This is a genomic window from Streptomyces lucensis JCM 4490, from assembly GCF_014650035.1.
Taxonomy (GTDB): domain Bacteria; phylum Actinomycetota; class Actinomycetes; order Streptomycetales; family Streptomycetaceae; genus Streptomyces; species Streptomyces lucensis.
The window spans coordinates 43,727-66,924 of record NZ_BMUE01000002.1 but is presented as its reverse complement, the minus strand read 5'-3'; the positions used below and the strand labels follow the sequence as shown (position 1 = coordinate 66,924).

17 protein-coding genes and 1 other RNA gene are annotated in these 23,198 nt (G+C 73.0%); 7 read left to right on the top strand and 11 right to left on the bottom strand.

The window, feature by feature from the left end; genetic code table 11:
* Window positions 1-15 precede the first annotated feature (15 nt).
* On the top strand, window positions 16-1,251 hold the full coding sequence (locus IE177_RS04435; RefSeq protein WP_190013410.1) for an MFS transporter: 1,236 nt from the start codon (window positions 16-18) through the stop codon (window positions 1,249-1,251).
* Between the two features lie 19 nt (window positions 1,252-1,270).
* Here IE177_RS04435 and IE177_RS04430 read toward each other — a convergent pair whose 3' ends face one another.
* The 6 genes from IE177_RS04430 to ftsE form a co-directional block, all read right to left on the bottom strand.
* The gene (locus IE177_RS04430) at window positions 1,271-1,762 is read right to left on the bottom strand and encodes a hypothetical protein (protein WP_229815899.1); all 492 of its coding nucleotides are present in this window, start codon (window positions 1,760-1,762) and stop codon (window positions 1,271-1,273) included.
* 173 nt (window positions 1,763-1,935) lie between these two features.
* Window positions 1,936-2,321, bottom strand: a transfer-messenger RNA (tmRNA) gene (gene ssrA / locus IE177_RS04425).
* Window positions 2,322-2,443: 122 nt separating this feature from the next.
* Window positions 2,444-2,986, bottom strand: coding sequence for an SsrA-binding protein SmpB (smpB, locus tag IE177_RS04420; protein WP_190013408.1), 543 nt, complete (start codon window positions 2,984-2,986; stop codon window positions 2,444-2,446).
* 46 nt (window positions 2,987-3,032) lie between these two features.
* Window positions 3,033-4,202, bottom strand: a complete 1,170-nt coding sequence (locus IE177_RS04415) for a S41 family peptidase (protein WP_190013407.1) — start codon at window positions 4,200-4,202, stop codon at window positions 3,033-3,035.
* A 68-nt stretch (window positions 4,203-4,270) separates the two neighbouring features.
* Window positions 4,271-5,188: a permease-like cell division protein FtsX gene (gene ftsX, locus IE177_RS04410; RefSeq protein WP_190013406.1), complete on the bottom strand. Its 918-nt coding sequence runs from the start codon at window positions 5,186-5,188 to the stop codon at window positions 4,271-4,273.
* A 34-nt stretch (window positions 5,189-5,222) separates the two neighbouring features.
* A complete protein-coding gene (ftsE, locus tag IE177_RS04405) occupies window positions 5,223-5,912 on the bottom strand; it encodes a cell division ATP-binding protein FtsE (protein ID WP_031159396.1) in 690 nt (229 codons plus the stop codon).
* Window positions 5,913-6,150: 238 nt separating this feature from the next.
* Here ftsE and IE177_RS04400 point away from each other — a divergent pair, with 238 nt between their 5' ends.
* Window positions 6,151-6,342, top strand: coding sequence for a hypothetical protein (locus IE177_RS04400; RefSeq protein ID WP_190013405.1), 192 nt, complete (start codon window positions 6,151-6,153; stop codon window positions 6,340-6,342).
* A 104-nt stretch (window positions 6,343-6,446) separates the two neighbouring features.
* On the opposite strand, the gene IE177_RS04395 is transcribed toward IE177_RS04400, so the two are convergent.
* The 4 genes from IE177_RS04395 to IE177_RS04380 form a co-directional block, all read right to left on the bottom strand.
* A complete protein-coding gene (locus tag IE177_RS04395) occupies window positions 6,447-7,313 on the bottom strand; it encodes a hypothetical protein (protein WP_190013404.1) in 867 nt (288 codons plus the stop codon).
* Between the two features lie 296 nt (window positions 7,314-7,609).
* A complete protein-coding gene (prfB, locus tag IE177_RS04390) occupies window positions 7,610-8,716 on the bottom strand; it encodes a peptide chain release factor 2 (protein WP_190013403.1) in 1,107 nt (368 codons plus the stop codon).
* A 205-nt stretch (window positions 8,717-8,921) separates the two neighbouring features.
* On the bottom strand, window positions 8,922-10,151 hold the full coding sequence (locus IE177_RS04385; protein WP_190013402.1) for a serine/threonine-protein kinase: 1,230 nt from the start codon (window positions 10,149-10,151) through the stop codon (window positions 8,922-8,924).
* 134 nt (window positions 10,152-10,285) lie between these two features.
* Entirely contained in the window at window positions 10,286-11,962 is a 1,677-nt protein-coding gene (locus IE177_RS04380; protein ID WP_190013401.1) for a serine/threonine-protein kinase, read from the bottom strand.
* 384 nt (window positions 11,963-12,346) lie between these two features.
* Between IE177_RS04380 and IE177_RS04375 the strand changes: the two genes are divergently transcribed.
* The 5 genes from IE177_RS04375 (at window position 12,347) to IE177_RS04355 (ending at window position 22,493) form a co-directional block, all read left to right on the top strand.
* Window positions 12,347-16,156 carry an FHA domain-containing protein gene (locus IE177_RS04375; RefSeq protein WP_190013400.1) on the top strand — a complete coding sequence of 1,270 codons (3,810 nt, stop codon included), beginning with the start codon at window positions 12,347-12,349 and terminating at the stop codon, window positions 16,154-16,156.
* Between the two features lie 297 nt (window positions 16,157-16,453).
* Window positions 16,454-17,833 (top strand): ABC transporter substrate-binding protein, encoded by a 1,380-nt coding sequence (locus tag IE177_RS04370; protein WP_190013399.1) that lies wholly within the window; start codon window positions 16,454-16,456, stop codon window positions 17,831-17,833.
* Window positions 17,834-17,903: 70 nt separating this feature from the next.
* On the top strand, window positions 17,904-19,184 hold the full coding sequence (locus tag IE177_RS04365) for a carbohydrate ABC transporter permease (RefSeq protein WP_190014077.1): 1,281 nt from the start codon (window positions 17,904-17,906) through the stop codon (window positions 19,182-19,184).
* The gene (locus IE177_RS04360) at window positions 19,181-20,089 is read left to right on the top strand and encodes a carbohydrate ABC transporter permease (RefSeq protein WP_190013398.1); all 909 of its coding nucleotides are present in this window, start codon (window positions 19,181-19,183) and stop codon (window positions 20,087-20,089) included. Before IE177_RS04365 ends, IE177_RS04360 begins: the two co-directional genes overlap by 4 nt.
* A gap of 154 nt (window positions 20,090-20,243) precedes the next feature.
* On the top strand, window positions 20,244-22,493 hold the full coding sequence (locus tag IE177_RS04355; RefSeq protein ID WP_190013397.1) for a bifunctional glycosyltransferase/CDP-glycerol:glycerophosphate glycerophosphotransferase: 2,250 nt from the start codon (window positions 20,244-20,246) through the stop codon (window positions 22,491-22,493).
* Between the two features lie 231 nt (window positions 22,494-22,724).
* Here IE177_RS04355 and IE177_RS04350 read toward each other — a convergent pair whose 3' ends face one another.
* Entirely contained in the window at window positions 22,725-23,138 is a 414-nt protein-coding gene (locus IE177_RS04350) for an organic hydroperoxide resistance protein (RefSeq protein WP_190013396.1), read from the bottom strand.
* Window positions 23,139-23,198: the final 60 nt, after the last annotated feature.

Genomic DNA, 23,198 nt, shown 5'->3' with positions numbered 1-23,198 from the left:
GGTGACCGTGGAGCCATGCCGCAACAGACCGCCGAGGAACGGCACATACCGGCGGACGTCCCGCGAAGTGCCGGATACCGCCGCCTCTTCTCCCTTCCAGGCGCCCGCGCCTTCACCGCCGGCAATCTCCTCGCCCGGCTGCCGATCGGCATGTTCGGCGTGAGTGCCGTCGTGATGATCGCCGCCTCCCGGGGCTCGTACGCCCTGGCCGGCGCCGTCACCGCGACGGGTCTCGGCGCGACCGCGCTGGCCGGCCCGTGGGTCGCCCGGCTCGTGGACCGGCACGGGCAGGCCCGGGTCGCCGTGCCGGCCACGCTGGTCTCCGTGCTCGGCAGCCTGGCGTTGCTGCTGTGCGTCCGCTGGGACGCCCCCGGCTGGACCCTCTTCGCCGCCTACGCGGCCACCGCGGCGACCCCCAACATCGGCGGTCTCTCCCGTGCCCGCTGGGCCCATCTGCTGCACGACGACCCGGGTGCGCTGCACACCGCGAACTCCTTCGAACAGGCCGCCGACGAGCTGTGCTTCATGCTCGGACCGGTCCTCGCGTCGTTCCTGACCGGCACGTTCTTCCCGGAGGCCGGCACGCTCACGGCGGCGGTGCTGCTGCTGTCCGGCATGCTGCTGTTCACCGCCCAGCGGGCCACCGAGCCGCCGCCGCTCACCCGTTCGAAGGCGCCCTCGCCGCTGCGCGGCCCCGGCATGCCCGCGCTGCTCGCCTGCTTCGCGGCCACCGGCGCGGTGTTCGGGTCGATGGAGGTCGTCACGATCGCCTACGCCGACGCGCAGGGGCACCGGGCGGCGGCGGGTGCCGTGCTCGCCCTGCAGGCGGCGGGCTCCTGCGCGGCGGGGCTGGTGTACGGGACGCTCAGACCGGCCGGCGTCACGCTGACCCGCTGCCTGGCGGCGATGGCGGCGCTGATGACCCTGCCCTGGCTGTCGGCGGCGCTCACCGGTTCCCTGCCGGTGCTGGCCGGGACGCTGCTCGTGGCGGGCATGGCGACCGCGCCGACCATGGTGACGGCGATGACCCTGGTGCAGCGGCGCACCCCGGCCGACCGGCTCAACGAGGGCATGAGCCTGATGGTGACCGGACTGCTCACCGGCGTCGCCTGCGGTTCGGCGACGGGCGGCTGGGCGGCCGAGCACCTCTCCCCCGCCACCGCCTACGCGATCCCGGTCGCGGCGGCCTGCCTGGCCCTGCTGATCCACTCGGGGGCGGGGCGGGTGCGCTCGCCGCGGCAGGTGGCCTGAGGCAGGATCGCAGGCGGGATCAGGCAGGGACCGCGCTCGGGGGCACCGAGGTCCTGCGCTCGGCGAGCAGGCGGCGGATGGTGCGGACGCGCCAGGCGGTGAAGGCGAGGATGACGACACCGGTGAGCGCGGGCCACTTCCAGCTGCCGGAGGTGTCCTGGAGCGCGGTGTGCGCGGAGGGGCCCTCGACGCGTGCGGCCACGGTGGCGTCGGGCAGGTCGTCGAAGACGCCGTCGACCGCGACGCTGCGGATGCTGACGCTGTGGTCGTCCGCCTCGAACGCGCCCTGGCAGGCCCATCCGTCGGTCCACAGGTCCCGCCAGCCGCCGTGGGCGTGGTCGCAGTTCGCGATCCGGACCGTCCCGGCGACGCCGGTGACCTCGCCGTAGCCGTGCAGGGCGCCCATGACGGCCAGGAAGAGGCCCGCGCACAGCCCGACCACGCCGAGGCTGATCTCACGGGGCAGGGGCGGCAGGAGGCGGAGCAGGAACATGAGGGGTACGTCCTTCACGGGCGGACGGGCGGCGCTTGCAGGCGGATCATGCCATGGACATGAGGAAGCTGCACCGCTTCTCGTGACCGGCACCGCGCACGCGAAGGCACACCGCGCATGGCGAAGGCCCCGTCGCTCGCGAGCGGCGGGGCCTTCGCCCACATGGGTGGGAGGCTCGCAGAGCCTCCCGATCGTGGAGATGGCGGGAATCGAACCCGCGTCCAACGGTGCGGAACCAGGGCTTCTCCGTGTGCAGTTCGCTTCGCTTTTCTCGGCCCCGGCGATCACGCGAACAAGTCGCCGACGGGCCCAGTCACTGTTTGGTTTCCCTCTTCACCCCGTGACCGGGATCAAGGTTTAGTTCCCTAGCTGATGCCAGGATCCGGGACGGGAACAAGCCCGGGCTGACACTCCTATGAGAGTTCGCTAGCTGCTAATTAGGCAGCGAGGGCGAACGAGGAGGAATCGCGCTTGGTGTTGGCGATTATTTTTTGCGACATATGGTTTACGAGATCATTGCCGCTTCCTCGACACGCTTCCCCTGCTTCGACAGCCGCTGTCGAAACCGATCATCCCCATGTTGTTTTTTCAATCCCCTCCGGGCGACCGGAGAGGCTCGCGCACCTGCTGTGCGGTGCAGATGCCATCGTACGTGACCAACGCGGTTCCGTGCCAGCGTATTCCCCCGGCCGGGCCGGCCTAGCCGCGCTGCTTGCGCCGCACCGCCGCGATCGCCCGGTCCGACTCCCGCCGGTCCTGCTTCTCACGCAGGGTCTGCCGCTTGTCGTACTCCTTCTTGCCTCGTGCGAGGGCGATCTCGGCCTTCGCGCGGCCGTCCTTGAAGTACAGGGCGAGCGGCACGATCGTGTGACCCGTCTCCTGGGACTTGGCCTCCAGCTTGTCGATCTCCTCGCGGTGCAGGAGCAGCTTGCGCTTGCGGCGCACGGAGTGGTTCGTCCAGGTGCCCTGGTAGTACTCGGGGATGTGGGCGTTGTGCAGCCAGGCCTCGTTCCCGTCGATCTGGACGAAGCCGTCGGTCAGCGAGGCGCGCCCCTGGCGCAGCGACTTCACCTCGGTGCCGGTGAGGACGAGCCCGGCCTCGTAGGTGTCGACGATCGCGTAGTCGTGCCGCGCCTTCTTGTTCTGCGCGACGATTTTGCGCTTGCCGTCCTTGGCCGTCTTCGCGGCCCCCCCGCCCTGCTTGGGCTGGGACTCCTTCGGTACGTACATTCCCTTGCTCATAGTGCCGTCCATTTTCGCACTACGGAGGGGGTCCGGGGGAAGCCGTTTACGACGGGTCGCCCAGGCCCGTCAGTACCGTCTCCGCCCGCCGCAGCGCGTCCGGCCCCGCCTCCAGGTCGGGGGTGACGCCCCGGCCGTCCACCGCGTGCCCGGACGGGGTGCGGTAGTGGCCGACGGTCAGCTCGGCGACGGAGCCGTCGGGGAGCTTCGTCGGCATCTGGACGGAGCCCTTGCCGAAGGTGCGCGAGCCGATCACCACCGCGCGGCCCCGGTCCTGCAGGGCGCCGGTGAGCATCTCGGCCGCGCTCATCGTGCCGCCGTCGACGAGGGCGACCAGGGGCCGGGTGGTGTCGCCGCCGGAGTCGGCGTGCAGGGCGCGCTGGGCGCCGTCGACGTCGTAGGTGGCCACCAGGCCGCCGTCGAGGAAGCCGGACGCGGTGTCCACGGCCTCGGTGACCAGGCCTCCGGAGTTGCCCCGCAGGTCCAGGACGACCCCGGCGTCGGCCGGAGTGTCGTGCAGCGCCCCGCGGACGGCCTGGGCGGAGCCCTTGGTGAACGCGGCGATCTTGATGACGGTGACCCCGCCGGGCAGCCTGCGGACGGTCACGGAGTCGGTGGACAGCCGGGCCCGGTGCAGCTTCTCGGTCCACGCGCGCGTGCCGCGCTGCAGACCGAGGGTGACCGTCGTGCCGGCCGGGGCGTCCTCGGCGTCGCCGCGCAGTAAGGAGACCACCTCGGTGACCGGCCGGCCGTCGACCTCGCCGCCGTCGACGCTGCGCAGCCGGTCGCCCGCGTGGATCCCCGCGGCGGCCGCCGGCGAGCCCGGCTGGACCTTCGTCACCTCGATCCGGCCGTCCCGCTCCCGTCGCGCCCACAGGCCGACGCCGGTGTACCGGCCGTCGAGGGAGTCCCGGAACTCCTCGTACTCGTCCTCGGAGTAGACGGCGCCCCAGCGGTCGCCGCTGCGGCTGACGGCCCGCTCGGCCGCCTCCATCGGGGACTTGCCGTCGGCCATCGCCTCGGCGGCGGCCCGCTGCACGGCCTCGTGCCGGGTGCGGGGGCCCGCCGGGCCGGAGGCGGCCTCGCGCGCGGGCTCGTCGGACTGCGGGAAGGAGCCGGTGGCGGCGCCGGTGACCAGCACGCCGGCGAAGACCAATGTCAGGGCTGCCCCGCGGCGGATGCGACGGGGCTGACAGAACAGGTCACGACCTGACATGGCGGTGAGTCTAGGCCAACGCGCAGGGCCGTACGGCTCGATGACCGTACGGCCCGCGTTGGCGTGCGTCACACCTTCAGGTACTTGCGCAGTGCGAAGAACGCCGCCAGCGATGGCATCAGCACACTGGTGGCGAGGATCAGCGGCAGCTTGGTCAACACCGCGTCCCAGCCGACGAAGTTGATCAGCTGGAGCTTGGCGGACAGGGCCATGCCGTGGTCGATGGTGAAGTACCGCCCGGCCACCAGGAACACGCAGGCCAGGCTGCCGCCGATGAGACCGGCGACGGCCGCCTCGGCGATGAAGGGCGCCTGGATGTAGAAGCCCGAGGCGCCGACCAGGCGCATGATCCCCGTTTCGCGCCGACGGCTGAACGCCGAGACGCGCACGGTGTTGACGATCAGCAGCAGCGCGACGAGCAGCATCAGCGCCATCACGCCGAGCGCGGCCCGGTTCATCAGGTTCAGCAGCTGGAACAGGTTGTCCAGGATGCCCTTCTGGTCCTGCACCGACTGCACGCCGTCGCGTCCGTTGAACGCGGACGCGATCACCTTGTACTTCTGCGGGTCCTTGAGCTTGATCCGGTACGACTCCTGCATCTGGTCCGGGGTCAGCGAGCCCACCAGCGGGGAGTTGCCGAACTGCTCCTTGTAGTGCTTGTACGCCTGGTCCTGGGACTCGTAGCTGACCGTCTCGACGACCGGCATCTTCTTCAGGTCGACGAGGATCTGCTTCTTCTGGTCCTCGGTGACCGCGCCCTTGGCGCAGTTGACGTCGGAGTCGGCGTCGTGCTTGTTGCACAGGAAGATCGAGACGTTGACCTTGTCGTACCAGTAGCCCTTCATGGTGCTGACCTGGTCGCTCATCAGCAGGGAGCCGCCGAAGAGCGCCAGGGACAGGGCTACGGACACGATGACGGCGAAGGTCATCGTCAGGTTGCGGCGGAGACCCACACCGATCTCCGACAGGACGAACTGGGCGCGCATGGCGTCTGGTCGAGCCTTTCCGTCGTGAACTTGCTTAGTGCTGGTAGCCGTAGACGCCGCGGGCCTGGTCGCGGACGAGGCGGCCCTTCTCCAGCTCGATGACGCGCTTGCGCATCTGGTCCACGATGTTCTGGTCGTGCGTCGCCATGATGACCGTGGTGCCCGTCCGGTTGATGCGGTCGAGCAGCTTCATGATGCCGACGGAGGTCTGCGGGTCGAGGTTGCCGGTGGGCTCGTCGGCGATCAGCAGCTTGGGCCGGTTGACGAAGGCCCGCGCGATGGCGACGCGCTGCTGCTCACCGCCGGACAGCTCGCCGGGCATCCGGTCCTCCTTGCCGCCGAGGCCGACCAGGTCGAGCACCTGCGGCACGGACTTGCGGATCTCGCCGCGGGACTTGCCGATGACCTCCTGCGCGAAGGCCACGTTCTCCGCGACCGTCTTGTTCGGCAGGAGCCGGAAGTCCTGGAAGACCGTCCCCAGCTGGCGGCGCATCTGCGGCACCTTCCAGTTGGACAGGCGCGCGAGGTCCTTGCCGAGCACGTGCACCTGGCCGTGGCTGCACCGCTCCTCGCGCAGGACCAGCCGCAGGAAGGTGGACTTTCCGGAGCCGGAGGAACCGACGAGGAAGACGAACTCGCCCTTCTCCACCTCCAGGGAGACATCCCTGAGGGCGGGGCGGGTCTGCTTGGGGTAGACCTTGGAGACGTTGTCGAATCGGATCACGGATGCACCACGGGTCGCCGGGGGTAGATGAGCGTGACCATACGCGAACCGGGTGTGCACGTGCAGGGCCCGTACGGCGTTGAGGACAGGTTGTGCGCTTTTGTACCGGGCGTGACCGAGACCACGCCTGCGGAAGCGACCCGGCGGGCGGCGCGGGAACCTGGCACAGTGGAGGGGGGAACGTTCCCGTTCCCCTGAGCGTTGTACGCGTGATGGCCGGTGCAAGGAGGGCGAGCGCATGACGTACGACCGGTTGGTGTGCGCGAACTGCGCGGCGCCCGTGAGCGAGGGCCGGTGCCCCGTGTGCCGTGCGAACCGCGCGCGACTGCAGCAGGAGGGCTTCTTCGCGGGTATGAACCCGATGGCGCTGATCGCGCTGCTGGCGGTGCTGATCGCCGCGGTGGCGCTGCTGGCGCACCAGACCGCGTAGGGCGGCGGGAGCCACGGACGGCGAAAGGGCCCGGAGCGCGAGCTCCGGGCCCTTTCGTACGCGGGTACGCGCCGTGCGCGCGGTGCGTGACCGTGCGGCTACGCTCAGGCGGCCGCGCCGCCCCGGCCGCCGGCCAGACGCGGCAGGACGCGGAAGCCGATGCCGCCGGCGATCATCGTCGCGGCGCCGATGAGCAGGAACGCGGTCTGACCGGCACCGGTCTCGGCGAGCTGCTTGTCGCCGCCCTGGGCCGTGGTGTCGGAGCCGGTGTCGGTGAGGGCCGAGGAGCCCTCCTCCTGCGAGCTGTTGTTGTTGCCGCCCTGGGGCGTGTCGTTGTTGCCGCCGCCGGTGGTGCCACCGTCCCCGGAACCGCCCGAGGCGCCGTTGCCACCGGAGTTGCCGTTGCCGCCCGAGTTGCCGTTGCCACCGGAGTGGCCGCCACCGTTGCCACCGCCGGAGTGGCCGCCACCGTTGCCGCCGCCGGTGTTGCCACCGTTGCCGGAGCCACCGCCGTTGTTGCCGCCCTGAGTGGTGCCCTGGGTCGTGCCCTCGGTGGTCCCCTGGGTCGTACCCTCGGTGGTGCCCTGGGTCGTCCCCTGAATCGTGCCCTCGGTGGTGCCCTGGGTCGTGCCCTCGGTGGTGCCCTCAGTGGTCCCCTGGGTCGTGCCCTCGGTGGTGCCCTGGGTCGTCCCCTGAGTCGTGCCCTCGGTCGTCCCCTCGGTGCTGCCCTGGGTCGTGCCCTCGGTCACGCCGACGATGGCACCTTCGGTGGTCCCCTGCGTGGTGCCCTCGGTCGTGCCCTCGGTCTCACCCGGGGCGTTGCCGTCGGTCGTCACGCCGATGCTGAGCGGGCCCGCCTGGACACCGAGGTCGAGGGCGGAAGCCGCACCCGCCGCGGTCAGCGACGCACCGGCCGCGATCACGGCGCCCGCGGCTATCCGCGCGACCCGGATCCGCGTCTTCTTCGTCATGTGGTTGCTACCCCCAGTAGCTGATCGTCAATGAGGCGGAGCGTGGGGCTTGCCGTGATCGACGGAGGCAGCTGGTGGCGAAGTGCGCGTCAACTCGATCCCCCGGTTCACATGCGCCCCTCGAGTACGCATGCCGCGCCCCACCCTCGCGATTTTTCAAAGCGACGTCAAGGACGTTGCGCGCGCAATGTCCGACCGAGGGACGTTTGAGGGGAGTTGAAGCCTGTGAGTGTGACGTGAATCCCGGACAAACGACAACTGCCGCCTCAAGGGCGGCAGTTGTCATGTCGACAAAGTTACTTCTCCTGCTGCTTGCGCCAGCGAATCCCGGCCTCCAGGAACCCGTCGATCTCACCGTTGAACACGGCCTCGGGGTTGCCCACTTCGTGCTCGGTGCGCAGGTCCTTGACCATCTGGTACGGGTGCAGCACGTACGAACGCATCTGGTTGCCCCAGGAGTTGCCGCCGTCGCCCTTGAGGGCGTCCATCTTGGCCTGCTCCTCCTGGCGGCGCCGCTCCAGCAGCTTGGCCTGGAGGACGTTCATGGCGGTGGCCTTGTTCTGGATCTGCGACCGCTCGTTCTGGCAGGAGACCACGATGCCGGTGGGCAGGTGGGTGATGCGGACCGCGGAGTCGGTCGTGTTCACGCCCTGTCCGCCCGGACCGGAGGACCGGTAGACGTCGATGCGCAGGTCGGACTCGTCGATCTCGACGTGGTCGGACTGCTCGACCACGGGGAGCACCTCCACGCCCGCGAAGGAGGTCTGGCGGCGCCCCTGGTTGTCGAAGGGCGAGATGCGCACGAGGCGGTGCGTGCCCTGCTCGACGGAGAGGGTGCCGTAGGCGTACGGCGCCTGCACGGAGAAGGTGGTCGACTTGATGCCGGCCTCTTCCGCGTACGACGTCTCGATCAGCTCCGTCTTGTAGCCGCGCTGCTCGGCCCAGCGCAGGTACATGCGCTGGAGCTTCTCGGCGAAGTCGGCGGCGTCGACGCCGCCGGCCTCGGCGCGGATGTTGACGAGCGCCTCACGGGAGTCGTACTCGCCGGACAGAAGCGTGCGGACCTCCATCTCGTCCAGCGACTTCCGCACCGCGGCCAGCTCGGACTCGGCCTCTGCGCGGGTGTCCGGGTCGTCCTCCTCCTCGGCCATCTCGAAGAGGACCGCGAGATCGTCGATCCGGCCGCGCAGCGCCTCCGCCTTCCTGACCTCGGCCTGGAGGTGGGAGAGCCTGCTGGTGATCTTCTGCGCCTCGTCCGGGTTGTCCCACAGGGACGGCTCGGCCGCCTGCTCCTCGAGCACGGCGATATTCGCCCTCATCGCATCGAGGTCCAGGACGGCCTCGATCGACTCCATGGTCGAGGAGAGGGACTTCAGCTCTTCGGATACATCGACGACTGCCACGCCTCCAGCGTAACGGCTCCGCCGAGCGCCGAGTGAGCCCTTGCCCCCGGGTGCCCGGCACCGTGACGCCGGACACCCCGGGACCGCCGCCGGCGCAGCCCCGGCTCAGGGCCGTACGGCCCCGTCCGCGCGCGCCGGGCGCCGGGCGCCGGCGGGCCGGTGACGCCGGCCGTTCGGACGGGCGGCCGGAGGGGGACCCGCCGGCTCAGGGCGTCGACGTGCTGTGGGTGTGCTGCGGGGACTCCGTGTCGTCTCCGTCGGAGATCAGCCACGCGCCGACGCCCACCGCGGCCGCCACGACCACCGAGGCCACGCCCAGCGTGATCCGGCGCCGCCGCACCGCGGCCCGGTGGCGGGCCGACCCCGGCCGCGGAGCGCCCGCCGCCCGTGGCGCCCGTGCCGTGCCGTGCGCCCCGCCCGCCAGCTCGTCCGGTCCCGGCACCCGCATCGAGGTGTGTGTGTCCCGGTTGGAGTCCGGCCTGGCCCCGGGGACCAGGGAGACCGCGCCCCGCCGCCGTACCGGCTCGCCCTCCGCCTGAGCCGACGGCGACTGCGGTTCAGCCTCCGCCTCCTCGGCGGGCTCCGGCTCGTCCACCTCCAGCGGCGGCATCCCGGCCAGTACGGGCAGCTGCTCCCGCAGCCGGGCCGCCAGCTCCGAGGCGCGCAGCCGGGAGGCCGGCGCCTTGGCCAGGCACTGCACGATCAGCTGCCACAGCTCCTCGGGGATGCCGGGCAGCGGTACGACGGTCTCGGTGACGTGCCGGCGCAGTACCGCGCCGGGGTGGCCGCCGCCGAAGGGGGTGAAGCCGGCCAGCAGCTCGTACAAAACCGTCGCCAGCGCGTAGATGTCCACGGAGGCCCGCGGGGGCAGGCCCTCGACGATCTCCGGCGCCAGGTAGTCCGGCGTGCCGATGATCTTCGTGGCCCGGGTCCGTTTCGGCGAGTCGATCAGCTTGGCGACGCCGAAGTCGGTGAGCAGCGCGGGGTGGGCGCCGCCGGGACCGAGCGGCCCCTGCATGTCGAGGAGGACGTTCTCGGGCTTGACGTCCCGGTGGACGACGCCGGCCGCGTGGGCCGCCGCCAGCGCGTCGGCGACGTCGGCGGCGATCGCCACGGCGGCCTCGGGGGCGAGCCGCCGTTCGCGTTCGAGCCGCGTGCGCAGGTCGGTGCCCCGGACCAGGTCCATGACCAGCGCCAGGTCGTTGCCGTCGACCACCAGGTCGCGCACGGTGACGATGTGCGGGTGCTCCAGGCCCAGCAGTGCGGTGCGCTCCTGGACGAAGCGTCCGACGAGCTCCTGATCGGAGGCGAGGTCCTCGCGCAGCAGCTTGACGGCGACGGGACCCTCGGGACCCTCGCCGAGCCACACCGTGCCGGCGCTGCCCCGCCCCAGGATCTGGTTCGCGGTGTACCGGCTGCCGATCTTCCGTGCCAAGACTGCTCCTACCGACGCGTGTTGTCGTTAAAACTACGCGCCGAACGAGCCGGCCTTCACGGGGGAGGCGGAAATCACCCGCCAGATGTCGACAAGTCCCCAAACCGGGGATCGGTTTCCGGTGCTTCGCCCGCTCAGTTCCCGCCGCCGGCGGAACCGCCCAGTTCCTTGGCCCAGTGGCCGATCCTCCCGGCCCAGTCGCTCAGCTGGTCCCAGTAGCCCTTGCCGGTGCCGATCCAGTCCTGCAGCGGCGTCAGCTCCCAGATCAGCCAGCTCGCGACGACCAGGATGACGATCGTGAACAGGCAGCCCTTGAGGCAGCCGAGTCCGGGGATCTTCGTCGGGTTGGCGCTGCGCTGCCGGGGCGCCCGGGGCTCGGGCGCGGGCCGCCGCGGCTCCGGCGCGGGCGGCGCGTAGCGCTGGGGCTGCTGCGGCGGGGCGTAGTGCTGGGGCTGCTGCGGCGGGTAGCCGTAGTCGGCCGCCGGCTGCTGCCGGCCGCGCGGCTGGGGCCGCTGCGGACGGGGCTGGGGGGCCGGGCGCGGCTGCTGCTGGGGCCGGGCGACCTGCCGCTGGGGGCGGCGACGCAGCGGGTCCTCGTCCGGGGCGAGGTACTGGATCTGCGTCTGCTCGTTGCGGTCCCGGGCGGCGCGCAGCTGGGACTGCCAGGGGTGCGGCTGGTCGGGCTGCTGTCCCTGCGGGCCCGTGTTCGGAAGCACCGCCGTCGGGTCGGCCGCGCCGGTGTTCGGCAGTACGGCGGTGGGGTCGGCGGCGCCGGCCGGACCACTGGTGTACGGCAGGACGCTGGTCGCGGCGTTCGGGTCGTAGGCGCCCTGCGGTGCGTTCGTGGGCAGCACCTGGGTGGGGTCGGCCGCGCCGGGCACTCCCGGGACGGCGGCCGGGGCCGGGTCGGGGGCCAGCAGGGCGCCCACGCCCTCGGCCGCGGCGATCTGGGCGGCGTTCGCGTGCACGCCGATGCCGTCGGCGACGACGCGCAGCCCGCGCGCGAGGTTCTCGGCGCTCGGCCGCTCGGCCGGGTTCTTCCGCAGGCAGCGCTCCATGACCGTCCACAGCGGGTCCGGGACGGTCGAGGGACGGCGCGGCTCGGCGCTCAGGTGCTGGTGCAGCACCTCCAGGGCGGTGCTGCCGGCGAACGGCGGGCGGCCGGTGACCAGCTCGTACAGCAGGATGCCGGCGCCGTAGACGTCGACGGCGGAGGTCTGCGGGCGGCCCTCGGCGGACTCCGGCGCGATGTACGCGGGCGTGCCGACGAACTCGTGGGTGCGGGTCAGGCCCGGGGAGTCGGCGAGGCGGGCGATGCCGAAGTCGGTCAGCATCGGGTGCAGCTGGCCGTCGTGCTGCTGGAGCAGCACGTTGGCGGGCTTGAGGTCGCGGTGCACCACGCCGTCGGCGTGGCTCGCGGCGAGCGCGTCGGAGATCTGGGCCGTCATCAACGCGGCGGCGACCGGGGTGAAGGGGCCGTTCTCCCGCAGGTGGCGGTGGAGGTCGGGGCCGTCCACGAGGTCCATCACCAGGGCCAGCAGATCGCCCTCGACGACCAGGTCGCGGACCCGGACGATGTTGGGGTGGGTGAGGCGCAGCAGCACGGAGCGTTCCCGCAGGAAGCGCATCACGATGTCCGGGTCGCTCGCCAGCTCCTCCTTGAGGACCTTGATGGCGACGGTCTCCCCGGGCTGGCCCGGCACGGCCGCCTCGGCGCCCGCGGTCTCGCGCTGGCGGGCACGCCAGACGGTGCCTGTGGCGCCGCGTCCGAGCGGCTCCTCAAGCAGGTACTTGCTGCCGACTGGCCGCACGTCACGCGCTCCCTGCTGCTTGCTTGCCTGCGTTTCCGGTGTTCCGTCGTCCGGTGTCCCGGTGTCCTGGTGTTCCGACCCACTCTAGTGCCGGTCCTCGGGGCACCGCGCAGGCGTTCTGGTGCATGTTCGAAGGAAAGACGCGCGTCCCGGTCGAGTGGTTGCCGGAGCCGGACGTGACCGATCTCAACTGATCGCGTGTGCGGCACTGGTCAGGCACTTTTGGGGGCAGAGCCGACCAATCAAGATCACTTGTTCCCGGGTGCCGGGCGCGCTGTCGGTGGCAGGTGCGAGGATGCCTCCCAGTACTGGCCGACGTGCTCGTGTGGGGTGGGGGGAAGTCCGCGCCCGCGCAGACCCGCGCAGAAGGGACCGCTGACGCCGATGCAGATCCGGCTGACCGTCGTAGACCCGCCGGGCCCGTCTCCGCAGCGGGGCCGCGCCGCGAGCCGCGACGTGCTGGTCACGGCGCCCACGGGCACGGACCTGGCCGCGGTCGCCTCGGCGCTGGCCGGTGCGGTCACGGGCGAGGGCGGTACCGGGCGTGACGCGACCGGCTCCCCGGTGGTCCTGTACGCCGGCACCGACCGTCTGGACCCCCGCCGCTGTGTCCTCGGCGAGCCGCCGCTGGTCGATGGTGCCGTACTGTCCCTGGGCGCCCCGGCGGCCCCGGAGTCCCATCCCGAGCTGGACGACGCGCCGACCCAGCTGCACGTGGTCGCGGGCCCGGACGCGGGCGGGGTCCATCTGCTGCACGGCGGCCGGATCACCGTCGGCCGCTCCGCCGACGCGGACGTCCCGCTGGACGACCCGGACGTGTCCCGGCTGCACTGCGTGGTCACGGTCGCGGCCGACGGCGGTGTCTCGGTGGCCGACCTGAACTCCACGAACGGCACGGTGCTCGACGGCACGCGGGTGACCGACCGCCCGGCGCGGTTGCCCGCGGGGGCGCTGCTGAGGATCGGGGAGTCCGCGCTGCGGGTGACTCCGTCCGGGGGGCCGGGGGCTCGGGTGCGGACCGTCGCCGACGGGGAGGGGTGCCTGCGGGTCGGCCTGGCCGGCGGGGGCGTGTCTTCGGGGGCGGGGGCGGTTTCGTCTTCGGGTACGGGTGTGTCTTCGGGTGCCGGTGCGTCAGGGGATGCCCGGCCTTCGGCCGGGTCCGGGTTCCCACCCGCACCACCCGTGCGGGAAGCGTCGTCGGGTGCGGGTGGCCCTGGTGGGGCGCAAGCGCCGTCGGCGGGTGCGGGGGGTGCCTGGGGCGGGCGGCCGTCCGGCGCGGGAGGTGCGCCGGCTGCCGGCGAAGGCCCCTCCGGCGATGTGCGCCACGCCTACGGCTCGGCCGGCTGGGAGGCCTTCCCGGAGCACCGGCAAGGGGAGCCCCCGGTGATACCGGGGCACGCCGGAGCGCCGCGCGGCGGGAGCAGGGGTGACGACGCCGCGACGTCCGGTGCCGCTTCGGGCGAGACTCGCACCCATGCCGGGCGGTTCGGCGTCGCGGGGCCCGGCGGACCCTTCGGGGAGCCCCCTGCCGGTCCTACCGCGCCGCGCCCGGCGGGCGGCGGCACGCCCGACGTCCCGCAGGTCCTGCGGCGGCGCGGGCTCGGCGCGTGGGCGCGCCGGCTGACCGGCGGGCGCGGGGAACAGCCGGCCGGTCCGGAGACGTACGAGGCCGCGGCGGCCCGTGCCGCCGAGGTACCCGCCGCCGGTGCGCCGCAGCAGACCGAGACCTGGCCTGACCCGGCCGCGCTGCTGCTGACGGCGCTCGGCCCGGGGCCCCGGCTGTGGGAGCGGGGGCCGGGTCACCCGGAGGTGCTGACCCTCCGGCTCGGCACGGCCGACCGGAGCGCGCCCGACGGCTCGGGGCTGCTGCCCGCCGTGCCGGTGACGGCGGCGCTGCGCGAGGCGGGCGCGCTGGGCCTGGCCGGCCCGCGCCCCCGCCTGTCCGGGCTGGCCCGCGCGGCACTGGCCCAGCTCGCCGCGCTGCACTCCCCCGATCTGCTGGAGATCGTGCTGATCAGCGCGGACCGCTCGCGTCCGGTGGAGGAACGCACGGCGGAATGGTCCTGGCTGGGCTGGCTCCCGCACGTCCGGCCGGGCCACGGCCAGGGCTGCCGGCTGCTGCTCGCCTACGACCGCGAGCAGGCGGCGGCCCGCACGGAGGAACTGCTGCGCCGGGTCGACGACCACGCGGCGACGGGCAGAAGCGCGGCGCATCCGGCACCCCGCCCCGACGCCCCGGCCCGGGACACGGCTTCGGGCCGGACCGGCGCGTCCGCTGCCGGCGCGGCCCCCTCGCCGCACGGCGCCTCGGCACGGGGCCCGGTCCCGACTGCCGCCGACGGACCCTTCAGGGCCTCCGCCGACGCCCCCGCCCACGACACACGCCCCGGTGTCCCGACCGCAGGGGCCGCGGGCCCGGCCGGCGCGTCCATGCCCGGCCCGGCACCCTCACCGCACGGCGCTCCCGCGCACGACCCGTACCCGGGCGGCCCCGCCAGGAACACTCCCCCCGGCCCGGCCGGCGCATCCATGCCGGGCTCGGCACCCCCACCGCACGGCGCTCCCGCGCACGACCCGTACCCCGGTGGCATAGCGACCCCCGGCCGGCGGCCCTCCTGGGCCAGGGGGGACGCCGAACCGGTCGGTGCCGGGGGTGGGTTTCCGGGGCCGTACACCGTCGTCGTCGTGGACGGGGATCCCGGCGGGACCGCCCTGCGCGACGCCCTCGCACGGCTGGCCGTGGCCGGGCCGCGGGCCGGGATCCACGTGCTGTGTCTCGCCGAGACCGAGCCCGCCTCCCCCGCGTCCCCCGCGACACGGGTGTACGAGGCCGCGTGCGCGGCGACACCGACGTTCCGGCACTGCGGTGCCGTGGCGCTGCTGGGCGGCGATGTCGCGAGCGCGCTGCACCTGATGCGCGTGGCGCCGGGCGGACCGGTCGGCCCGGGCACCGTCGCCGCCGTGGACGCCGTCTCCGCCGCCTGGGCGGAACGGTTCGCGCGGGCACTGGCGCCCCTGCGACCGGACGGCCCCGCCGGCGAGCGGCACCCGCGCGTCGCCACGCCGTTGCCGCGCTCCGCGCGGCTGCTGGACGAGCTGGGACTGGCCCGGGCCACCCCGGCGTCGCTGATGGCCCGCTGGGCGGACGCGGCGGACGACACCGAGTCGCTGGGCGGCCGGGCCCGGGCGGTGCTCGGTGCCGGACCGCGTGGCCCGCTCACCGCCGACCTGGTGGCCGACGGTCCGCACCTGCTGATCGAGGGGCCCGCGGGCAGCGGCCGTACCGAGCTGCTGCGGTCCGTGGTCGCCTCGCTGGCCGCCGCGGAACGGCCGGACCGGCTGGGCGTGGTGCTGATCGACGGCCGGGACGGCGTCGGCACGGGCGTCGGCCGCGACGAGGGCCTGCGGGTCTGCACCGACATACCGCACGTCACCACCCACCTGGGCGCTCACGACCCGGTCCGCATGCGGGAGTTCGCGCAGTCGCTGAGCGCCGAGCTGAAACGGCGGGCGGAGCTGCTGGGCCGCTGCGACTTCACCGAGTGGCACACGAGCCGCGAGGTGTCGGGCCGGATCGTCGCCCAGCGCACGTCCGCCACCGGTGATCTCGACACCCCGCCCAGCTCCACCCTGCGGCTGCGCCCGGGCGCGGCCGCACGCCGGCGGGCCGAGACCGCACCGCCCCTGCCCCGGCTCGTGGTCGTCGTCGACGACCTGGACGCGCTGGTCTCCCCGCCCCTCGGCTCACCGGGCCGGCCCGCCGCCGGGTCGGTGATGCGGGCGCTGGAGGCGGTGTCCCGGGAGGGCGAGCGGCTCGGCGTGCACCTGGTGGCGGCAGCCGGGACCGGCGGCCGTACGGAGGAGACGGAACCGGCCCGCCGGGCCACCCTGCGGGTGACCCTGGACGCTCCCGAGCCGGGACCGGAGGAGGTGGCGCCCGGGCGGGGCCGGCTGACCTGCGCGGACGGACGGGTCACCGAATTCCAGGGCGGCCGGGTGACGGGACGCATCCCCCGCACCGCGACCCAGCGCCCCACGGTCGTCCCGCTGGACTGGCAGCGCATGGGCGACCCGCCGACCCGCCGGCCCGTGCGCGAACTCGGCAACGGCCCCACCGACCTCGCGCTGCTGGCGAGCGCGGTGGAGCGGGCGGCCCGCCAGGTCTCGGCGGCGGAGGTGCCTTCGCTGCTCTAGCGCCCCGCCACCCCTTGAAGGGTTCACCGCCGCCTCAGGAGACCGCCACCGCTTCAAGGGCCCACGCCGCTGCGGCGGGCCCCCGCCGCGTCCAGGGGCCCGCCACCGCTTCGGGCTCCCGCCGCCGCCTCACCGGGCCCTGGCGGAATCCGCACGCATACCCCCCTGATCACGAGCCGGTCACGATGGACCGCTGGACGGCGCAGGCGCTCTTGCCGCCTTCGCGCGGCCCGGCGTAGACCGGACCGGACGGGACACAGTTCTGACGTTCAACGGAGAACGACGAACGGGGAAGTGATGCGCAGCAACAGCAGCACCATCCGGACACACAGGGCCGTCACCACACTCGCCGCGCTGCTCGCGGGAGCCCTGGCGCTGACCGCATGCTCCGGCTCCGACAACGACAAGAAGGACGACGGCGACACGAGCGGCGGGGCCACCGGCTCCACCGTCACCCTGCCGAAGCTGAACGGCGAGAAGCTGGAGGTCGCCGCCGTCTGGACCGGCACCGAACAGAAGAACTTCAAGCAGGTCCTCGCGGAGTTCGAGAAGCGCACCGGCGCGAAGGTGACGTTCGTGCCCGCCCAGGACCCGATCATCAACTTCCTGGGCTCCAAGATCGCGGGCGGTCAGCCGCCGGACGTGGCGCTGCTGCCGCAGCCGGGCGCCATCAGGCAGGCCGTGCAGAAGGGCTGGGCCAAGCCGCTCGGCGCGGACGCGCTCAAGGAACTGCGGAAGAACTACTCGCCGGGCTGGCAGGACATCGGCAAGGTCGACGGCAAGAGCTACGGCGTCTACTACAAGGCCGCCAACAAGTCGCTGATCTGGTACAACGCCAAGGCCTTCGGGAACGCGGGCGCCAAGGAGCCCAAGAGCTGGCAGGACCTGCTGACCGCCGCGCGGGCGGTGTACGACTCCGGGGTCACCCCGTTCTCGGTCGGCGGCGCCGACGGCTGGACGCTGACGGACTGGTTCGAGAACGTCTACCTGTCCCAGGCGGGCCCGGAGAAGTACGACCAGCTCGCCCAGCACAAGATCAAGTGGACCGATCCGTCGGTGAAGCAGGCGCTCACGACGCTCGCCCAGATCTGGGGCAGGAAGGACTACGTGGCGGGCGGCGCGGACGGCGCGCTGCAGACCGAGTTCCCGGCCTCCGTCACCCAGACCTTCACCGGTGGCGACCAGCCGAAGGCCGCCATGGTCTACGAGGGCGACTTCGCACAGGTCAACATCGGCGACACCAAGGCGAAGGTGGGCACCGACGCGAAGGTGTTCCCGTTCCCCGCCGTGGGCTCCAGCGCTCCGGTGGTCTCCGGCGGTGACGCGGCCGTCGTGCTGAAGGACTCCAAGGCGGCCCAGGCCCTGGCCACCTTCCTGGCCTCCCCGGACGCGGCGACCATCCAGGCCAAGCTCGGCGGCTACCTCTCCCCGAACAGGAACGTGCCCGAGTCGGCCTACCCGAACGAGGTGCAGCGCACCATCGCCAAGGCGCTGATCGCCTCCGGCGACGACTTCCGCTTCGACATGTCCGACCAGGCCCCGCAGGCGTTCGGCGGCACCCCCGGCAAGGGCGAGTGGAAGGACCTGCAGGACTTCCTGAAGAACCCGAAGGACGTCGCGGGCACGCAGGCGCGGCTGGAGAAGGACGCGGCGGCCGCGTACGGGAACGGGAGCTGATCCGGCCATGGCGTCGGCAGCGGCGGCCGGGGCCCCACCGGGCCCCGCCGCGCCCAAGAGCCGCAAGAGCGTGACCGGCAGCCGCCGGACCGTGGCAGCCCTGTTCCTGCTGCCCGCCCTGGTGCTGCTCGGCGCGCTCGTGGTCTACCCGATCGGGTACTCGGTCGTCCGCAGCTTCTACAACGCCTCCGGCGACGGCTTCGCCGGCGCCGACAACTACAAGGCGCTGTTCACCGACGACGGCATCCGGACGGCGCTGAAGAACAACGTCATCTGGGTGGTGTTCGCGCCCACGGTCTCCACCGCGCTCGGCCTGATCTTCGCGGTGCTGACCGAACGGGTGCGCTGGGGAACGGCGTTCAAGCTGGTCGTCTTCATGCCGATGGCGATCTCGATGCTGGCGGCCGGCATCATCTTCCGGCTCGTGTACGACCAGGACCCGGACAAGGGCGTCGCCAACGCGGTGTGGGTGGGCGTCCACGACACCTTCGCCCAGTCGTCGGCGTTCCCGAAGGCGCACCCGGGCCGGCAGTCACCGCTCGTGGCGCGGGACGGGGGCTTCGTCACCAAGGCCGCCGTACGTGCCGGGCAGCCGGTCGCCCTGCCGCTCGTGGGCGTCGCCCCGGACCAGATGCCGGACGGCGCGAAGAAGGCCGCCGCCGCCACGGCGGAGTCCGGCAGGATCACCGGCACCACCTGGCAGGACTTCACCCGGGGCGAGGGCGTCGGGAAGCTGGGCGCGCCCGACCCCGCCGAGCTGGGCTACGCCGGGATGCGGATCGAGGCGGTGAAGGACGGCAAGGTGGTCGCCTCCACCGAGGCGGCCGGCGACGGCACCTTCACGCTGCCCGCGTCGGCCGACGGGGCGCTGCTCCGGCTGCCCGCGAGCAACTTCAAGGAGCCGTACAACGGCGTCGACTGGCTCGGCCCGGCGCTGGTCACCCCGGCGGTCATCGGGTCGTACGTGTGGATGTGGGCGGGCTTCGCGATGGTCCTGATCGCGGCCGGGCTCGCGGGCGTGCCCCGGGAACTGCTGGAGGCGGCGCGGGTGGACGGCGCCAACGAGTGGCAGGTGTTCCGCAGGGTCACCGTGCCGCTGCTGGCGCCGGTCCTCGCGGTGGTCGTGGTCACGCTGATGATCAACGTGCTCAAGGTGTTCGACCTCGTCTACATCATCGCGCCCGGCTCCTCCCAGGACGACGCCAACGTGCTGGCCCTGGAGCTCTACCGCAAGGGATTCGCCGAGGGCCAGCCGGGCGTCGCCAGCGCGATCGCCGTGTTCCTGCTGCTCCTGGTGATCCCGGTGATGCTGTTCAACATCCGTCGGCTCAGGCGGGAGGTGCGGCGATGACCACCACCGCCGGAAGCATCGGCAAGACCGCGCCGGTCCACACGGTCAGGGCCCGGCGGTCCCTCGGTTCCCGCATCGCGGAGAAGCTGAGCGGCGGCCTGGTCCGTGTGGTCCTCGTGCTCGTCGGCCTGTTCTGGCTGGTGCCGACCGTCGGGCTGCTCGTCTCCTCGCTGCGCGCGCCGCAGGACATGAGCGCGAGCGGCTGGTGGACGGTGTTCTCCGAGCCGTCCAGGCTGACCGTCGACAGCTACCGCAACCTGCTGGAGAACGGCGACATCACCGACTCCCTGGTGAACACCGTGCTGATCACGGTTCCGGCGACCCTGCTGGTCGTCGTGATCGGCTCACTCGCGGGCTACGCGTTCGCGTGGATGGAGTTCCCCGGGCGGGACTGGTGGTTCCTGGGCGTGGTCAGCCTGCTGGTGGTGCCCGTGCAGGTGGCGCTGATTCCGATCGCCGAACTGTTCGGGAAGATCGGCCTGTTCGGGACGATCCTCGGGGTCGTGCTGTTCCACACGGGCTTCGGCCTGCCGTTCGCGGTGTTCCTGCTGCGGAACTTCTTCGCGGAGATCCCGCGCGAGCTGCTGGAGGCGGCCCGGCTGGACGGCGCCGGTGAACTGCGGCTGTTCACACGTGTGGTGATGCCGCTCGGCGGGCCGGCGATCGCGAGCCTCGCCATCTTCCAGTTCCTGTGGGTGTGGAACGACATGCTGGTCGCGCTGGTGTTCACCAAGTCGGGTACCCAGCCGATCACGGTCGCGTTGCAGACGCAGGTACGGCAGTTCGGCAACAACATCGACGTGCTGGCGCCCGGCGCGTTCATCTCCATGGTGATCCCGCTGGCCGTGTTCTTCGCGTTCCAGCGGCAGTTCGTGTCCGGTGTGATGGCGGGCGCGGTCAAGTAGGCGCCCGGCGGGCACTCTTCGGGGGGCGGACCGGCATCGGTCCGCCCCTCGGCGTTCACCTGATGGAGCCCGGTTGCCCCGTGGGCCGTAACCAAGCCGCTTCCCGGGCCGTTGCCGGGCATGACGCCCGCGCCGTCCGACCCATGGATGTCCCATGCCCAGGTTCAGTGTCATCGTCCCCGCGTACAAGGTCCAGGCGTACCTCGCCGAATGCCTGGACTCGGTGCTCTCGCAGTCGTACCCCGATCTCGAACTGATCGCCGTGGACGACTGCTCCCCCGACGCCTGCGGCGCGATCATCGACGAGTACGCGGCCCTGGACGCGCGCGTGAAGCCCGTGCACCTGGCCGAGAACCGGGGACTCGGCCGCGCCCGCAACGCGGGCATGGCCGAGGCGAGCGGCGACTACCTGGTCTTCCTGGACAGCGACGACACGCTCACCCCGGACGCGCTGCGGGCGGTCGCCGACCGGATCACGGTGACCGGTGAGCCGGACGTCCTGGTCTACGACTACGCGCGCACCTACTGGGACGGCCGGACGGCGCGCAACCAGCTGTCGGCCCAGCTCGCCGAGGAGGGGCCGGCGCCGTTCCGGCTCCAGGACCGGCCGGGGCTGCTCAGGGTGCTGATGGTGGCGTGGAACAAGGCCTACCGGCGGGAGTTCGTCCAGGAGCACGCCTTCGCCTTCCCGCCCGGTTACTACGAGGACACCCCCTGGACCTTCCCGGTGCTGATGACGGCGGAGTCGATCGCCACCCTGGACCGGGTGTGCGTGCACTACCGGCAGCGACGGCAGGGCAGCATCCTCGGCACCACGAGCCGCCGGCACTTCGACCTGTTCGACCAGTACGACCGGGTCTTCGCCTACGTCGACGAGCGGCCGCACCTGGCGTGCTGGCGGCCCGAGCTGTTCCGCCGGATGGTCGACCACTACGCCGTGGTCTTCACGCGGCGGGGCAGGCTCCCGCGCGGAAGTCACGGCGAGTTCCTCCGCCGGGCCCGAGCCCACTGCCGCCGCCACCGCGTCCCGGGCGTCCGGACGGGGCCGCGGCAGGCCCTGGTCCGCTACGGCCTGCACCGCACGTTCCGGGCGTTGCGGCTGGTCTCGGCCGTCCGCCGGCGCGCGCTGAGGTCGGCGGTGCGGCCGGTCCGCGCCCTGCGCTCCGGCGTGCTCCGGCTGCACTACCGCGTCCAGCTGCGGCTGCCGCTGCGGGCCGACCGGGCGGTGTTCACCGCCTCCTGGGGACGCGGCGATCCGGGGGCGCTGGAGGAGGCGTTCCGCGCGTACGCCCCGCACATCCGCACCGCCTGGATCGTCCAGCCCGGGTGGGAGCACGCGGTCCCGCCGGGCCCGCGCCCGCTGCGCCCCGGCACGGCGGCCTTCTGGACGGCGCTGGCCCGCTCCAAGTACCTGGTGCACGACGCCCTTCCCGGCCCCGGGCCGGGGAAGCGCCGCGGCCAGGTCGTGGTGCAGACACGGCAGGGCACGCCGCTCAAGCACACGGGTCTCGACCTCCAGGAGCGTCCCGCGGCGGCCCGGGGCACCGACTTCGAGGAGCTGCTGAGGGACGTCGACCAGTGGGACTACGTGCTGTCCGGCAACCGGCACTCCACCCTCACCTGGGAGCGGGTCTTCCCGGGCCGTTTCACCACCCTGGAGTACGGCCGCCCGCGCAACGACGTCTTCCAGCGGGCCACGTCGGCCGACGTGGCCCGGCTGCGCGAGTCGCTCGGCGTTCCCGAGGGCGCGGTCGCGATCCTGTACGCGCCGACGTACCGCGACCACCGCCGCACCCAGCAGCCGCTGCTCGACCTGGAGCGCGTCCTGCGCCGTCTGGGCCCGCGGTTCGTGATCCTGGCCCGCTCCCACCCGGTGCACGGCGGTCCCCTCGGGACGGGTGCCCGGGTCATCGACGTCGGCGACCACCCGAGCGTGGAGTCCCTCTGCCTGGCCTCGGACGCGCTGCTCACCGACTACTCGGCCCTCATGTTCGACTACGCCAACCTGGACCGGCCGATCGTGGTGCACACCCCGGACCGGGAGGCGTACGAGGCGTCCCGCGGCACCTACCTCGACCTGCGTTGCTCGCCGCCGGGCGCGGTCGCCCACAGCGAGGACGAGGTGATCGACGTCTTCGCGACCGGCCGCTGGCGCGACGCGCGCTCCGACCTGCTGCGGGCGGAGTTCCGGCGGCGGTTCTGCCCGTACGACGACGGACGCGCCGCCGAACGGGTAGTACGGCACGTGGTGCTGGGCGACACGGAGGGGCGGCCGCACGTCGTCCCGCTCGGCCGGCGCAGACCGGTGCCGTCGGCGGCATCGGCGGTGCCGCGGCCGGCGCGCGCCCCGGCGGCCGCCCCGCCGCAGCCCACCGGCGCGCTCCCCGTCACCGAGACCCGCTGAAGACCGTCGGACCCCCAGGGAGTTCCCATGCCCTTCGGCTCGACGCGGCCCACTCCGAGCCGGCCGTCCACCTGGCGTCCCGCGGGACGGCCCGGCCGATGACCGAGCCGGGCGCCGCGCCGCGGTTCCCCGGGCGGACGGCGTACTGAGAGCTCCGCCGGCGGCGCAGCGGACACACGCGGCGGTGCCGGCCCCTGTACGGGACCGGCACCGTCGCGGCGCGCCGTCCGCCTACTCGATGACGAGGTCGACGTCGATGTTGCCGCGGGTGGCGTTGGAGTACGGGCAGACCTGGTGCGCGGTCTCGACCAGCTTGCGGCCGGTCGCCTCGTCCACGCTGTCGGGCAGCTCGACGCGCAGCGTCACCTTCAGCCCGAAGCCCTCGCCCTGCTTGCCGATGCCGACCTCGGCGGTCACGGCGGCCTCGCTGACGTCCACCTTCGCCTGGCGGCCGACGAGGCCGAGGGCGCTGCCGAAGCAGGCGGCGTACCCGGCGGCGAAGAGCTGCTCCGGGTTGGTGCCCTGGCCGTTGCCGCCCAGCTCCACCGGCATGGCCAGGGCGAGGTCGATCCTGCCGTCGGAGGAGACGGCACGGCCCTCGCGGCCGTGGGTGGCGGTGGCGACAGCGGTGTAGAGCGCGTCCATGGAAGACCATCCCTCTCGGTGTGGGTGCGTCACGGGATCCGGTTGTGCGGTCCGTTGCGA

Coding starts and splice junctions, on each gene's coding strand:
- IE177_RS04360 (WP_190013398.1), top strand. CDS start 19,181: ATGACCACCACCGCCGGAAGCATCGGCAAGACCGCGCCGGTCCACACG.
- IE177_RS04375 (WP_190013400.1), top strand. CDS start 12,347: ATGCAGATCCGGCTGACCGTCGTAGACCCGCCGGGCCCGTCTCCGCAG.
- IE177_RS04400 (WP_190013405.1), top strand. CDS start 6,151: ATGACGTACGACCGGTTGGTGTGCGCGAACTGCGCGGCGCCCGTGAGC.
- IE177_RS04435 (WP_190013410.1), top strand. CDS start 16: ATGCCGCAACAGACCGCCGAGGAACGGCACATACCGGCGGACGTCCCG.
- IE177_RS04395 (WP_190013404.1), bottom strand. CDS start 7,313: ATGACGAAGAAGACGCGGATCCGGGTCGCGCGGATAGCCGCGGGCGCC.
- ftsX (WP_190013406.1), bottom strand. CDS start 5,188: ATGCGCGCCCAGTTCGTCCTGTCGGAGATCGGTGTGGGTCTCCGCCGC.
- IE177_RS04370 (WP_190013399.1), top strand. CDS start 16,454: ATGCGCAGCAACAGCAGCACCATCCGGACACACAGGGCCGTCACCACA.
- IE177_RS04350 (WP_190013396.1), bottom strand. CDS start 23,138: ATGGACGCGCTCTACACCGCTGTCGCCACCGCCACCCACGGCCGCGAG.
- smpB (WP_190013408.1), bottom strand. CDS start 2,986: ATGAGCAAGGGAATGTACGTACCGAAGGAGTCCCAGCCCAAGCAGGGC.
- IE177_RS04415 (WP_190013407.1), bottom strand. CDS start 4,202: ATGTCAGGTCGTGACCTGTTCTGTCAGCCCCGTCGCATCCGCCGCGGG.
- IE177_RS04355 (WP_190013397.1), top strand. CDS start 20,244: ATGCCCAGGTTCAGTGTCATCGTCCCCGCGTACAAGGTCCAGGCGTAC.